This is a genomic window from Streptomyces odonnellii (assembly GCF_000981895.1).
GTDB classification, from domain to species: domain Bacteria; phylum Actinomycetota; class Actinomycetes; order Streptomycetales; family Streptomycetaceae; genus Streptomyces; species Streptomyces odonnellii.
On the sequence record NZ_LATD01000072.1, the window covers coordinates 17,201 to 32,250 of the forward strand.

Annotated in this window: 7 protein-coding genes; 1 reads left to right on the forward strand and 6 read right to left on the reverse strand. The window is 68.8% G+C overall.

Going from position 1 to position 15,050, the window contains the following annotated elements:
• Positions 1–15 precede the first annotated feature (15 nt).
• The 6 genes from pgsA to WH07_RS08520 all read right to left on the reverse strand — a co-directional run bounded on the left by pgsA (position 16) and on the right by WH07_RS08520 (position 13,080).
• Entirely contained in the window at positions 16–819 is an 804-nt protein-coding gene (pgsA, locus tag WH07_RS08495; RefSeq protein ID WP_046497334.1) for a CDP-diacylglycerol--glycerol-3-phosphate 3-phosphatidyltransferase, read from the reverse strand.
• Positions 816–2,369 carry a 30S ribosomal protein S12 methylthiotransferase RimO gene (gene rimO / locus WH07_RS08500; protein WP_046497337.1) on the reverse strand — a complete coding sequence of 518 codons (1,554 nt, stop codon included), beginning with the start codon at positions 2,367–2,369 and terminating at the stop codon, positions 816–818. The genes pgsA and rimO overlap by 4 nt, the downstream gene beginning before the upstream one ends.
• Before the next feature lie 49 nt (positions 2,370–2,418).
• Positions 2,419–3,204, reverse strand: a complete 786-nt coding sequence (locus WH07_RS08505) for a helix-turn-helix domain-containing protein (protein WP_046497365.1) — start codon at positions 3,202–3,204, stop codon at positions 2,419–2,421.
• A gap of 445 nt (positions 3,205–3,649) precedes the next feature.
• On the reverse strand, positions 3,650–6,517 hold the full coding sequence (locus WH07_RS08510; RefSeq protein WP_046497367.1) for a DNA translocase FtsK: 2,868 nt from the start codon (positions 6,515–6,517) through the stop codon (positions 3,650–3,652).
• A 166-nt stretch (positions 6,518–6,683) separates the two neighbouring features.
• Positions 6,684–7,352, reverse strand: coding sequence for a response regulator (locus WH07_RS08515; RefSeq protein ID WP_046497340.1), 669 nt, complete (start codon positions 7,350–7,352; stop codon positions 6,684–6,686).
• A gap of 277 nt (positions 7,353–7,629) precedes the next feature.
• Positions 7,630–13,080 (reverse strand): HAMP domain-containing protein, encoded by a 5,451-nt coding sequence (locus WH07_RS08520; protein WP_046497345.1) that lies wholly within the window; start codon positions 13,078–13,080, stop codon positions 7,630–7,632.
• A gap of 345 nt (positions 13,081–13,425) precedes the next feature.
• On the opposite strand from WH07_RS08520, the gene WH07_RS08525 reads away from it, so the two are divergent.
• Positions 13,426–15,050: GAF domain-containing protein (locus tag WH07_RS08525; protein ID WP_046497369.1), on the forward strand; the 1,625-nt coding region annotated here is incomplete at its 3' end.

The window sequence follows — 15,050 nt, forward strand, 5'->3', positions numbered from 1 at the left end:
CGGCCGGCCTTTCGGTCACCGCGCGGACTCCCCCGCGCCGGACTCACCGGACTCTCCGGAACCGGACGCCTCACCGACCGTGCCGGAGCCGACCGCACCGGACCCGTCGGCCCCGGCCGCCGCACCAGCCCCGGACACAGACCCGCCACCGGTTCCGCCACCGGCCGCGGCCGCCCGCTCCGCCGCGAGCCCCTGCCGCCGCAGCACGACCGCCTGTCGTACGTAATCCAGCCCCGTGACCACCGTCAGCACGACGGCCACCGCCATCACCCAGAAGCGGAGGGTCGCCAGCGGTCCGGTCAGCGCCAGGACGTACATCCCCGCCGCCGTCCCCTGCGCCAGGGTCTTCATCTTGCCGCCGCGGCTGGCCGGGATGACCCCGTGCCTGATCACCCAGAACCGCATCAGCGTGATGCCGAGTTCACGGAAGAGAATGACCCCCGTCACCCACCACGGCAGATCGCCCAGCGCGGAGAGACAGATCAGCGCGGACCCCATGATCGCCTTGTCCGCGATCGGGTCGGCGATCTTCCCGAAGTCCGTGACCAGGTTGTACGTCCGGGCGAGATGCCCGTCGAAGATGTCCGTGATCATGGCGACGGCGAAGGCCGCCCAGGCCCAGGCGCGCCAGACGGGGTCGTACCCGCCCTCCTGGAGCAGCAGCAGCACAAAAGCGGGCACCAGGACCAGCCGCACCATGGTGAGGATATTGGCGATGTTCCACACGCTGACCTGATGAACCGCCACAGCCACCCGCTTCCTGCCGGGCGCCGGCTTCGCGCCGGCGCCGCCTGCCGCGGATGCCGGGACTCCGGTCATCTGGCCGCCTCCTCGCCCGGGATCCTGGAGTCGTCCCCGGAAAGCTCGTAGCACTCTGCCAGCAGATCCACGCCCTCGGTGCCGACCACCTTGGCCTCGACCATACGGCCGGGACGCAGCCCGGCACGCGATGTGAAAATCACCTGGCCGTCGGTCTCGGGCGCCTGGTGCGCCGCACGCCCGGTCGCCGGTTCCCCGTCGCCCGCCGAGTCCCCGAGCCCGCCCTCGGCGCCCGTTTCCGTACCGACCGACTCCACCAGCACCCGGAGGCTCTCGCCGAGCCGCTCCTCGGCGCGCTGCGCGGTCAGTTCCTCGGCCAGCCGCGACAGGTGCGCCAGCCGCTCGGCGACGGTGTCCGCGGGCAGCTTGCCGTCGTAGGTCGCCGCCTCGGTCCCGTCCTCGTCCGAGTAACCGAAAACGCCGACGGCGTCGAGCCGCGCGTCCGTGAGGAAGCGCTCCAGCTCGGCGAAGTCGGCCTCGGTCTCACCGGGGAAGCCGACGATGAAGTTGGAGCGCACTCCGGCCTGCGGCGCCTTGCCGCGGATGGTCTCCAGCAGCTCCAGGAACCGTTCGGTGTCCCCGAACCGCCGCATCGCGCGCAGCACACCGGGCGCCGAGTGCTGGAAGGAGAGATCGAAGTACGGCGCGACCTTGGGGGTCGACGTGAGGACGTCGATCAGCCCCGGCCGCATCTCGGCGGGCTGGAGATAGCTCACCCGTACCCGCTCGATCCCGTCGACCGCCGCCAGCTCGGGCAGCAGGGTCTCCAGCAGCCGGATGTCGCCGAGGTCCTTGCCGTACGAGGTGTTGTTCTCGGAGACGAGCATGACCTCCTTGACGCCCTGCTCGGCGAGCCAGCGGGTCTCGCCCAGAACGTCGGAGGGGCGGCGGGAGATGAAGGAGCCGCGGAACGACGGGATGGCGCAGAAGGAGCAGCGCCGGTCGCAGCCGGAGGCGAGCTTCACGGAGGCGACGGGGCTGTGGTCGAGCCGCCGCCGCAGCGGCGCTCTGGGCCCGGAGGCCGGGGCGAGTCCCTCCGGCAGATCCTCGGGGACAGAAGCCACTTCGGCCCGCTCCTGCCCATGACCGGGCAGTGCGACGGCCGTTCCGGTGCTCTGCCGCTCGACGGGGCTGAGCGGCAGCAGCTTGCGCCGGTCACGGGGTGTGTGCGAAGCGTGCACGCCACCGCTCAGGATGGTCCGGAGGCGGTCGGAGATATCGGCGTAGTCGTCGAAGCCGAGAACACCGTCCGCCTCCGGCAGGGCTTCTGCCAGCTCCTTGCCGTACCGCTCGGCCATGCAGCCGACGGCGACGACGGCCTGCGTCCTGCCCTGGTCCTTGAGGTCGTTGGCCTCCAGCAGGGCGTCGACGGAGTCCTTCTTCGCGGCTTCGACGAAGCCACAGGTGTTGACCACGGCGACGTCCGCGTCCGAGGCGTCCTCGACGAGCTCCCAGCCGTCCGCTGCCAAGCGGCCTGCGAGCTCCTCCGAGTCCACCTCGTTACGGGCGCAGCCAAGTGTGACAAGGGCGACGGTACGGCGTTCGGGCATGGGCTCAAGACTACTTTGTCCCGGACCCGCCCCTGGCGTGCAGGGTTGCTCAGCCGGCCTCGGGGTCGCCCTGGGTGTACGAGAGTCGCTCGACCTGTCCCGGCTCGAACTCGTCCTCGACCTTCTTGCCGTTCACGAACAGCTCGATCGCACCGGCGTTCCCGAGAATCAGATCGATCTGCTCGTCGTCCTGGAAGGTCTTGGAGTCGCCCTTGTTCAGAAGTCCGTCGAAGAGCAGCTTGCCGTCGTGCGCCTTGGCCGAGATCCAGCTCTTGTCGTCTATGGCGGACAGCCGCACCGTGACCTTGTCGAGCGGCGCCGCCGCGATGGCGCTGTCCGACGGCTCGGGCTTGGGGTTGACCGTCTTGGTGGGGCTGGGCTTGAGGTCGCTCTTCTGCGGCTTGGGGCCCTCGGCGGCCTGCTTGGTCTTGCCGGTGTCCTCCTCGCCGCCGATCAGCGTGAAGCCGGCGAAGCCGACCACGGCGACGATCGCCGCGACCATGGCCGCCGTCCAGTTGGCGTGGCGCCGCTCCGGCCGGATCCGCTCCGCCTCGAACATCGGCGCCGCGGGAGTGGGGACCGGCGGCCCGCCGTGCTCCGCGTCGAACTGCTCGACGAGCGGCTCGGGATCGATCCCGACCGCGCGGGCGAGCACTCGGATATGGCCACGGGCGTAGACATCGCCGCCGCAGCGCGAGAAGTCGTCCTGCTCGATCCCCTGCACGATGGGGACGCGCACACGTGTGGAGCCGCTGACGTCGTCGACGGTCAGACCGGCGGCCACACGTGCTTGCTGAAGGGTCTGGCCGACCGAAGGGCGGTCATCTTCGATCAGAGGCTGATCATCTTCAGATGAATTCCAGTCGTCCTCAAGGGAGTTCTCAAGGCCGGACCGGTCTTCGTCGGGAGGATTCCGGTCGTCTTCCGGGGAGTTGCCGTCGGGGGCACTGCCGTCGGGGGAGTTGCCGATGGACACGGGGGCGCCTTTCGAGCGTGTAGCCACCTGCTGGACGTTCAGTCTATGGGTGGTACGAAAGGGTGGGGCAACCGGGCGGATGCACTTTGTACGCCATCGGAATGACCGGACGGCGTGGCGAGGGGACATGGAGCTGTTCCCCTCCAACTTGACGTTTGGCCAAGGGAAACGGTTGCCTTCGGTTTCCCTCGGGTTCTGCCGGATCTTCCAGGACTCGCTCGGAGGCGTCGGGACAAGGCCGGATCCGGCCGGTCTTCCGGGACTCGTACAGGCGCGCTTCGGACTCGCTGGGAGATTCCGCTTCCTACGGTTGAGACTCCCCACGGATCACGGCGAGCACTCCATCCACTTCGTCCGCCTTCACCAGGACGTCGCGTGCCTTGGACCCCTCGCTGGGTCCGACGATGTTCCTCGACTCCATCAGGTCCATCAGCCGGCCCGCCTTGGCGAAGCCGACGCGCAGCTTCCGCTGGAGCATCGAGGTCGAGCCGAACTGCGTGGTGACGACCAGCTCGACGGCCTGGCACAGCAGATCCAGATCGTCGCCGATGTCCTCGTCGACGTCCTTCTTCCTGGCCGTCCCGACCACCACGTCGTCGCGGAACACCGGCGCCATCTGATCCTTGCAGTGCTGGACGACCGCCGCGACTTCTTCCTCGGTGACGAACGCGCCCTGCATACGCGTCGGCTTGTTCGCACCCATGGGCAGGAACAGCCCGTCGCCCTTGCCGATCAGCTTCTCCGCACCGGGCTGGTCGAGAATGACCCGGCTGTCCGCCAGCGACGATGTCGCGAAGGCGAGCCGTGAGGGGACATTCGCCTTGATCAGGCCGGTCACCACGTCCACCGAGGGCCGCTGGGTGGCGAGTACGAGATGGATCCCGGCGGCGCGGGCCAACTGGGTGATACGGACGATGGCGTCCTCGACATCACGCGGCGCGACCATCATCAGATCGGCCAGCTCGTCCACGATCACCAGCAGATACGGGTACGGCGACAGCTCGCGCTCACTGCCCTCCGGCGGCTTCACCTTGCCGTCGCGCACGGCCCGGTTGAAGTCGTCGATGTGCCGGTAGCCGTAGGCGGCGAGGTCGTCGTAGCGCAGATCCATCTCCCGTACGACCCACTGGAGCGCCTCCGCGGCCCGCTTGGGGTTGGTGATGATCGGCGTGATCAGATGCGGGATGCCTTCGTACGCGGTCAGCTCGACCCGCTTGGGGTCGACGAGGACCATCCGTACGTCCTCCGGGGTCGCCCGGACCATCACCGAAGTGATCAGGCAGTTGATGCAGGACGACTTGCCGGAGCCGGTGGCGCCCGCGACCAGCATGTGCGGCATCTTCGCCAGGTTGGCCATCACATAGCCGCCCTCGACGTCCTTGCCGAGCGCGACCAGCATCGGGTGGTCGTCCTCGGCGGCGTCCGCGAGCCGCAGCACATCACCGAGATTGACCATCTCGCGGTCGGTGTTGGGGATCTCGATGCCGACCGCGGACTTGCCGGGGATCGGGGAGATGATCCGTACGTCGGGGCTGGCCACGGCGTAGGCGATGTTCTTGGTGAGCGCGGTGATCCGCTCGACCTTGACGGCCGGGCCCAGCTCCACCTCGTACCGGGTGACCGTCGGGCCACGGGTGAAGCCGGTGACGGCCGCGTCGACCTTGAACTCCATGAACACATTGGTGAGCGAGGCGACGATGGCGTCATTGGCGGCGCTGCGCGTCTTGCCGGGCCCGCCGCGTTCCAGCAGGTCCAGCGCGGGCAGCGCGTAGGTGATGTCCCCGCGGAGCTGTAGCTGTTCAGCGCGCGGGGGCAGCGGCTTGTCGATCGGGGGCGGGGGCTTGGTGAGATCCGCGACGGCGCCCGCTCCCCGCTTCCCGGGCTCGCGGGCGGCCGGCAGGGGTACGGAGCGCTCCCCGGCGCCCTCGTCGGCGCCCTGCGGCCCCTGCGCCCCTGCCAAGCCCCTTACGCGCTCCGGGGGTTCGCCGGAAAGCCCGTCGCCCGTGCGCGTCCGGTCGACGGAGACGCCCTGGGTGAGGTCCGCGACGATCGGCGAGGGGGGCATTCCGTTGAGGACGGCGCCGTCCAGCGCGGCCGCCGCTGCCGCGGCCACGTCCACCGCGTCCATCGGCCGGTCCATGGCGGGCTGCACGGAGGGGCGGCGCGGCCTGCGCCGCTTTTTGAGCGCTTCGGCCTCGGCCCGGTCGTGGTCGTACGGTCCGGCTCCGCTCCGGCGCGCGGACGGGCGGCCCGCCACGGCCGGCAGCCCTTGGCGCCACTGGTCGTCGTACCGCTCGTCGTCGTCCTCGTACCGTTCCTCGTCGTAGCGCTCGTCGTCCGTACGCTCCGGCGCGTCCGCGGGCGCGAGGACGCCGAGTCTGGTGGCGAGCAGCCGCAGCCGCTGCGGAATGGCGTTGACGGGGGTGGCGGTGACGACCAGCAGACCGAAGAACGTGAGCAGCAGAAGCAGCGGTACGGCGAGAACCTCGCCCATGGCAACGATCAGCGGCATGGATGCGGCCCAGCCGATCAGCCCGCCCGCGTCCTGCATCGCGTCGGTGCCCGCGTCGCGCCCGGGGGCGCCACAGGCGATGTGCACCAGCCCGAGCACCCCGACGACCAGCGCGGAGAGCCCGATCGCGATCCGCCCGTTGGCCTCGGGCCGCTCCGGGTAGAGGATCAGCCGTACGGCGATCGCACCCAGCAGGACCGGCACCAGCAGATCGAGCCGGCCGAAGGCTCCGGTGATCAGCATCTCGACCAGATCGCCCACCGGGCCGCGCAGATTCGACCAGGTACCGGCCGCGACGACCAGTGCGACACCGAGCAGCAGCAGTGCCAGCCCGTCCTTGCGGTGCGCCGGATCGAGGCCCTTCGCGCCCCGCCCTATGCCGCGGAACATCGCGCCGACACCGTGCGCCATGCCGAGCCATACGGCCCGTACCAGCCGGTACACACCGCCGGTGGGGGACGGCGCGGGCTTGGGTGCCGGCTTGGCGGCGGCCTTCTTCGCAGGCGCCTTCTTGGCCGGTGCTTTCTTCGAGGGCGCCGATTTCTGCGCCGCGCTCTTCTTGGCGGGTGCCGCCTTCGCGGCACCGGTCGTACGGCTGGCCCGCGGCTTCGCGGCGCCCGCCGTGCCCTGGGAACCCTTGCCGGACGTACGTGAGGCCATGGTGGTGAGGTTACCGGTGCGCACGGCCGTCGACACGTGTGCCTACTGCTTCACCCGTAGGTGTCGTCCGCAAGTCAGCAGGAAAGTGACGCCGATTCAGCCGCTCCTGTCCGCCGGCCGCTCCTGCGCTTCACTTCCGCAAGGGACTTCGGCTCCCCCGGAGGCTTCAGCTCTGTGAGGGAAGGGTGGGCGTACCGCTTCCGGTGCCGGGCTCCAGCGCGTCCAGCGCCCGCCGCAGTCCGGTGAGTTTACGTTCGAGATGAGCGGCGGTCGCCACGGCGGAGGCGTCCGCCGAATCGTCGTCGAGCTGCTTGGAGAGTGCTTCCGCCTGCTCTTCGACAGCCGCGAGCCGCGCGGAGAGTTCGGCCAGCAGACCGGCCGGTTCCTTGGCCTCGCCCGCTCCGGCCAACTGAAGTCTGAGCAGCTCGGCCTGTTCCTTGAGTTTGCAGTTCTTCATGTACAGCTCGACGAACACCGAGACCTTGGCGCGCAGCACCCAGGGGTCGAACGGCTTCGAGATGTAGTCCACCGCGCCCGCCGCGTATCCCCGGAAGGTGTGGTGCGGGCCGTGGTTGATGGCCGTGAGGAAGATGATCGGGATGTCGCGCGTCCGCTCACGGCGCTTGATGTGCGCGGCCGTCTCGAAGCCATCCATCCCGGGCATCTGGACATCAAGCAGGATGACCGCGAAGTCGTCCGTCAGCAGCGCTTTGAGCGCTTCCTCCCCGGACGATGCCCGCACCAGTGTCTGATCGAGCGCGGAGAGAATGGCCTCCAGCGCCAGCAGATTCTCCGGCCGGTCATCGACCAGGAGGATCTTGGCCTTCTGCACCATGGCCGCCCGTCCTCCTCGCCCCGGCATGGGATGCCCCCCGCTCACGGCGCCCCGCGTCACAGCGGGCGCCGCCCCAGGGGACGACTCCCTTACGCCGTCCGTCCTTGTGCCGGTCATGGTAGCCGCACCCCGCCTGTCGCCACACCCTGTCACCGTGATGTCACTGTGCACAAAGCAGAAACGTAGCGCGAGATCAGAAGGTTCCCCGAATATGCCCGCCTCACACGGCGTCGGGCGCGCTCCGTCAGGACATTGTGACGTTTCTCCTGCCCGCCGGTCACGCGTCCCGCATCCATTGCTCCATGACCGTCAGGAGATGATCCGGATCAACCGGTTTGGTCACATAGTCGGAAGCACCCGATTCGAGGGCCTTCTCCCGGTCGCCCTTCATCGCCTTCGCGGTGAGCGCGATGATGGGCAGCCCGGCGAACTGCGGCATCCTGCGGATCGCCGTCGTCGTGGCGTAACCGTCCATCTCGGGCATCATGATGTCCATCAGAACGACCGTCACATCGTCGTGCTGCTCAAGGACTTCGATGCCCTCGCGGCCGTTCTCCGCGTACAGCACCGACAGTCCGTGCTGCTCCAGCACGCTGGTGAGGGCGAAGACATTGCGGATGTCGTCGTCCACGATCAGCACCTTCTCGCCGGCGAAGCCGAACGTACGGCTCTCGCGGAGCGCGTCCTGACGGCCCGTACCGCCCGGTCGGGACGTACTGGCCTCCTGACGGCCCTGGACGGCCGTACTTCCCCGCGGCGTGCTCTGGGTGCCCAGCCCCTGCGGAACCGGGCGCTGCGCCCCGCCGACGGGGCCCCTGCGGCGGCGCCGGAACAGCGCGGCGGGGCCCGGCTCCTCCCCGACCAGGGAGGCCACCTCCACCTGCTGGCCCGTCGGCTCGCCCGAGCCCGAACCCGGACCCGTACTGTCGTCGACCGCGCGCCCCTGCCGGACACCCCCGGGCGTCAACTGCGGATAGCCCTGCGGCGGCAGCTCGCTGGGGTGGAGCGGCAGATAGAGCGTGAACGTCGAGCCGCGCCTCGGCTCGCTCGCCGCGTGGATCTCACCACCCAGCAGCCGGGCGATCTCGCGGCTGATGGAGAGACCGAGGCCCGTACCGCCGTACTTGCGGCTGGTCGTGCCGTCCGCCTGCTTGAACGCCTCGAAGATGACCCGCATCTTGCTGGCCGCGATGCCGATCCCGGTGTCGGTGACCGAGAAGGCGATCAGATCGCCGTCGGCGTCGCGCAGCGAACCCGCCTCCAGGAGCTGCTCCCTGATGGCGTGCGGCACATCCGCGCCCGCCGGGCGGATCACCAGTTCCACCGCGCCGCTGTCGGTGAACTTCACCGCGTTGGAGAGCAGATTACGCAGCACCTGCAACAGGCGCTGTTCATCGGTGTGCAGGGTCGCGGGCAGCTCCGGCGAGACCCGTACGGAGAAGTCGAGCCCCTTCTCCGCGGTGAGCGGCCGGAAGGTCGCCTCCACATAGTCGACGAGCTGGACCAGCGCGATCCGGGTCGGGCTGACATCCATCTTGCCCGCCTCGACCTTCGACAGATCGAGGATGTCGTTGATGAGCTGGAGCAGATCCGAGCCCGCGCCGTGGATCGTTTCGGCGAACTCGACCTGTTTGGGCGAGAGATTCGATTCGGCATTGTCGGCGAGCAGTTTGGCGAGGATGAGCAGCGAGTTGAGCGGGGTGCGCAGCTCGTGCGACATGTTCGCCAGGAACTCCGACTTGTAGCGCATCGAGACGGCGAGCTGCTCGGCCCGCTCCTCCAGCACCTGCCTGGCCTCTTCGATCTCGGTGTTCTTCACCTCGATGTCACGGTTCTGCCGGGCCAGCAGCTCGGCCTTCTCCTCCAGTTCCGCGTTGGACTCCTGGAGGGCCTTCTGCCGGTTCTCCAGCTCCGCCGAGCGCTCACGGAGCTGCTCCGTCAACTCCTGCGACTGCTTCAGCAGCACTTCCGTCTTGGAGTTGACGCTGATGGTGTTGACGCTCGTCGCGATCATCTCGGCGATCTGGTTGAGGAAGTCCTTCTGGATGTGCGTGAACGGCTGGAACGAGGCCAGCTCGATCACTCCGAGGACCTTCCCCTCGAACAGCACCGGCAGCACGATCACATGGGCCGGCGCCGCCTCCCCGAGCCCGGACGCGATCTTCAGATAGCCCGGCGGCACATTGACCTGAATGGTGCGCTTCTCCTGGGCGGCCGTGCCGATGAGAGTCTCGCCGGGCCGGAAGACCGTCGGCATCGAACCGGCCGAGTAGCCGTAACTGCCGCGCATGCACAGCTCGTACGAACCGTCCTTGCCGCCGTCCGTACCGACCTGGGCCACCGCGCCGGTCCGCATCGCCAGGAAGAACGCGCCGTGCTGGGCCGACACCACCGGGGTCAGCTCGCTCATGATCAGCGAGGCGACGTCGTCGAGATCGCGGCGGCCCTGCATCAGACCGGAGATCCGGGCGAGGTTGCCCTTGAGCCAGTCCTGCTCCTCGTTGGCGAGGGTGGTGTCCCGCAGATTGGCGATCATCGTATTGATGTTGTCCTGGAGGACCTGGATCTCGCCCGCCGCGTCGACATCGATCTTCAGATTGAGATCGCCGCGGGTCACCGCGGTGGCGACGGCGGCGATCGCCCGCACCTGGCGGGTCAGATTCCCGGCCATCTCATTCACCGACTCGGTGAGATCGCGCCAGGTGCCGTCGACGTCCCGCACCCGCGCCTGTCCGCCGAGCTGACCGTCCGTACCCACCTCACGGGCCACCCGGGTCACCTCCTCGGCGAACGAGGAGAGCTGGTCGACCATGGTGTTGATGGTGTTCTTGAGCTCCTGGATCTCACCGCGCGCGTCGATGTCGATCTTCTTGGTGAGATCGCCCTTCGCGATGGCGGTGGTGACCGTGGCGATCTGGCGCACCTGACCGGTCAGGTTGGACGCCATCGAGTTCACGGACTCGGTGAGGTCCTTCCACGTACCCGACACGCCCGGCACCCGGGCCTGGCCGCCCAGTTCGCCCTCCGTACCCACCTCGCGGGCGACTCGTGTCACCTCGTCCGCGAAGGACGACAGTGTCGTCACCATCGTGTTGACGGTGTCCGCGAGTTCGGCGACCTCGCCGCGCGCCTCGACCGTGACCTTCTTGGTGAGGTCGCCGTTGGCGACCGCGGCCGAGACCCGCGCGATGTTCCGCACCTGGCTGGTCAGATTGTTGGCCATGGTGTTGACGTTGTCGCTGAGGTCCTTCCAGATGCCGGTGACACCCCGGACCCTGGCCTGGCCGCCGAGGATGCCCTCCGTACCCACCTCACGGGCGACTCGTGTCACCTCGTCCGCGAAGTTGAGGAGCTGGTCGACCATCGTGTTGACGGTCGTGACCAGGTCAAGGATCTCGCCCTTCGCGTCGACGGTGATCTTCTTCGACAGATCACCCTTGGCGACCGCCGTGGTGACCTCGGCGATATTGCGGACCTGCGAGGTCAGGTTGTTCGCCATGAAGTTGACGGACTGTGTGAGGTCCTTCCAGGTGCCGGAGACACCCTGGACCTCGGCCTGGCCGCCGAGAATGCCCTCGGTGCCCACTTCGCGGGCCACCCGGGTCACCTGCTCGGCGAAGTTGGAGAGCTGGTCCACCATCGTGTTGAGGGTGTTCTTCAGCTCGAGGATCTCGCCGCGCGCGTCCACGTCGATCTTCTGCGACAGGTCACCGCGCGCCACCGCCGTGGCGACACCCGCGATGTTACGGACCTGATCCGTGAGGTTCCCGGCCATACCGTTGACGGAATCGGTCAGATCCCGCCAGACCCCGGCCACCCCCGGCACCTTCGCCTGACCGCCGAGCCGGCCGTCCGTACCCACCTCGCGCGCGACCCTGGTCACCTGGTCGGCGAAGGCCGAGAGCTGGTCGACCATCGTATTGATGGTGTTCTTCAGTTCGAGGATCTCGCCCCGGGCGTCCACGTCGATCTTCTGCGACAGATCGCCACGCGCCACCGCCGTGGTCACCTGAGCGATCTGGCGCACCTGATCGGTCAGATTCCCGGCCATGAAGTTGACGGAGTCGGTGAGTTCCTTCCACGTACCGCTGACGCCGTCGACCCGCGCCTGACCGCCGAGCCGGCCCTCCGTACCCACGTCCCTGGCCATCACGGTGACCTGATCGGCGAAGGAGGAGAGCTGCGCCACCATCGTGTTGACGGTGTTCTTCAGCTCCAGCATCTCCCCGGCCACATCGACCGTGACCTTCTGGGTCAGATCACCGTTGGCGACGGCGGTCGTCACCTGCGCGATGTCCCGCACCTGGCCGGTGAGGTTGCGGAAAGCCGTGTTCACCGAGTCGGTGAGATCCTTCCAGGTGCCCGCGGCGCCCGGCACCTGCGCCTGGCCGCCGAGCCGGCCCTCGACACCGACCTCCCGCGCGACCCGTGTCACCTCGGAACCGAACGACTGAAGCTGGTCCACCATCGTGTTGACGGTGTTCTTCAGCTCCAGCATCTCGCCCGCGACGTCAACGGTGACCTTCTGGGAGAGATCGCCGTTCGCGACCGCCGTCGTCACCTGCGCGATGTCCCGCACCTGAGTCGTCAGATTGCGGAAGACCGTGTTGACCGAGTCCGTCAGGTCCTTCCACGTCCCGGCGGCTCCCGGCACCTGTGCCTGACCGCCGAGCAGCCCCTCCGCGCCGACCTCGCTCGCCACGCGGGTCACTTCGTCCGCGAAGGTACGGAGCGTCTCGGTCATCTGGTTGATCGTCTCGGCGAGCTGCGCGACCTCGCCGCGCGCGCTGACCGTGACCTTCTGCGAGAGGTCGCCATTGGCGACGGCCGTCGTGACCTCCGCGATACCGCGCACCTGGCTGGTCAGATTGCCCGCCATGGTGTTGACCGAGTCGGTGAGGTCCTTCCACACCCCGGCCACCCCGGGCACGGTCGCCTGACCGCCCAGCTCGCCCTCGGTGCCCACTTCCCGGGCCACCCGGGTGACCTCGGAGGAGAACGACGAGAGCTGGTCCACCATGGTGTTCACGGTGTTCTTGAGCTGAAGCATCTCGCCGGCCACATGGACCGTGACCTTGCGTGACAGATCGCCCTTGGCGACGGCCGTCGTAACGAGAGCAATGTCACGTACCTGAGCGGTCAACCGGTACGCCATCGTGTTGACGGAGTCCGTGAGGTCCTTCCACGATCCGGACATACCGCGCACCTTGGCCTGGCCGCCGAGCTTGCCCTCCGTACCGACCTCCAGCGCCACCCGCGTCACCTCGTCGGTGAACGCGGAGAGCTGGTCGACCAGATTGTTGACGGTACGGGCCACCTTCAGGAACTCGCCCCGCAGCGGCCGCTCCGTACCGTCCGGGGAGTGCGAGCGCAATTCCATCCGCTGCTCAAGATCGCCCTCGGCGACCGCGGAGAGCACCCGCCCGACCTCGGAGACGGGCCGGGCCAGGTCGTCCACCAGCGCGTTCGACGCGTCGATGGCCGCGGCCCAGGAACCCTCGCAGGCGCCGGTCTCCAGCCGCTCGGTGAGCTTTCCCTCACGCCCTACCATGCGCCGTACCCGGGCCAGCTCACCCGTGAGATGGAGATTACGGTCCGCGACCTCGTTGAAGACGGCGGCGATCTCCGCCATCACGTCGTCGCCGGAGACGGTCAGCCGTTTGCGGAAGTTGCCGTCGCGCATGGACACCAGGGCGACCAGCAGTCTCTGCAGCTCTGCCGTGTCCACCTCGGTGGTCCCATTGCTCCGGGACCGTCCGCCTTTCGCGCGCGTACTCGCGCCACGCGACGCCGTGCCAGACTCCACCGTGTCCCTCCCGTAGGGGTTGACCGTACCGCCGGGCTGTCTCCGGAAGCCTGCCCAGTGTTTCACCACGGCCGAACCAGGCCATAACAGTTCGGCAGCTTCGCATAGCGTCCCCGCCTTCTCGGGGCGGAAACAGCGGCGACCGGCATCCGCTCGGACTGCGAAGGTAAGTAACCTGGCATCCGGCTGTCCAACCGCCCCGGTCCGCCCGGCAGGGGCGGTGCGGCGAAGGTACTACCACCGGGCACCTGGAGGGGCGGGCCGATCATGGCAGAGCCGGGCGTCGAAACGCGTACGAGGAGTTCCGTGATCACCGCGCGGGCGGCGGCCAGCTTCGACCCCGTCGGACGGTCCGTGGCGACCGCGCGCGCTTTCGTACGCGACACGCTCCAGGGCTGGGGCCACTCCGATGTCGTCGATGACGCCGTCGTCCTGACCAGCGAACTCGTCACCAATGCGGTCATCCACGCCGGCACCTCGGCGGAGGTGCTGTGCCTGCGCATGGAGGACGGCGTCCGCGTCGAGGTGGCCGACCGCTACCCCGAGCGCGAGATTCCCATCCAGGGCACCCGGCGGTCCTTCGCCAACGCCGACCGCGAGAACGGCAGGGGGCTGCTGCTCTGTGCCGCCCTCGCCTCACGCTGGGGTGTCGAATACACGCCGACGTACAAGCAGGTCTGGTTCCAGCTCGACCTTCCCGAGCGCCCCGTCGGCACCCGCCTGGCCGGACCGGTCCTCCCGACCAGCCTGCTTCCGGTCGCCGACGAACGCGTACGGGTCGCCGTCGTCCAGATCGACCGTGGCGCCGCCATCGTGAGCTGGAACGAAGACGCAGAACATATTTTCGGGTACGCGGCCGATCAGGTAATCGGCAAGCCGCTGCCCGACATCGCCGCCTGGCCGCACACCCCCGGCCTCGGCAGCGGCATCGCGGAAGCACTCCAGCTCTCCCGCTGGGAGGGCAGCTACGGGATCCGCAGCGCCGACGGCCGGGTCGTCCCCGTCTACGCGTCCCACCTCCGGGTCCGCGACACCCATGGCGAGCCGTCCACCGTCTGTCTCCTCGTGCGCAACCACGAGCGCGCCGTCATCCAGACCGCACTGCGCGGCTCCGTGAGCGACACGGGCGCCGAGAACCGCGCCATGGACCCCTTCGAGGTCTTCATCGGCTCCCCCGCCCCCGACGATCTCGACGGACTCCTCCAGCGCACGGTCGAACGCGCCCGCGACATGCTCGACGGGGACTCGGCCTTCCTGCTGCTCGCCACGGACGACGAGACGGAGCTGGAGGTACGGGCCTCCACCGGCCTCCCCTCCGCCCGCCAGCGCTTCGCACGCGTCCCCGTGGAGGCCGGAACCGGACGGTACGGCTCCGCCAGGATGCCCGCCGTCCACGACGACCTCACGGCCGTCCCCGGCGCCGTCCCGCTCCTCAACGACACCGGTATGCGCTCCGTCGTCACCGTCCCCCTCAAGGTGGAGGGCCGGCTCACCGGCTCCCTCGGGGTCGCCGCGGAAGGCCCGGGCCGCTACTCCAACGAAGAGGCGCTGCGCCTCCAGTTCGCCGCGGACCGTATTGCCCTGGCCGTCGAGTCCGCCCGCCTCGGCGAACTCGAACGCCTCCGGCGCGGCTCGCTCTCGTTCCTCGTCGAGGCCTCCGATCTGCTCGCCGGAACGCTCGACCGCGACCAGACCCTGGCCCTCATGGCGCAGATGACCGTCCCCACCCTCGCCACCTGGTGCGCCGTCTACACCATCGCCGACCAGTCCTCCGACCCGTACCTCTCGTACGTACTCCACGAGGACGAGGAACGCATCGACGGTCTCAAGGCCCTTCTCTCCAAGATCGACCCGCCGGATCCCGTTCCCACCCCCGGCGCCCGTATCTGGAC

Excerpts from the sequence above, each read along its gene's own strand:
- pgsA (WP_046497334.1), bottom strand. The coding sequence starts at position 819 with ATGACCGGAGTCCCGGCATCCGCGGCAGGCGGCGCCGGCGCGAAGCCG.
- rimO (WP_046497337.1), bottom strand. The coding sequence starts at position 2,369 with ATGCCCGAACGCCGTACCGTCGCCCTTGTCACACTTGGCTGCGCCCGT.
- WH07_RS08510 (WP_046497367.1), bottom strand. The coding sequence starts at position 6,517 with ATGGCCTCACGTACGTCCGGCAAGGGTTCCCAGGGCACGGCGGGCGCC.
- WH07_RS08515 (WP_046497340.1), bottom strand. The coding sequence starts at position 7,352 with ATGGTGCAGAAGGCCAAGATCCTCCTGGTCGATGACCGGCCGGAGAAT.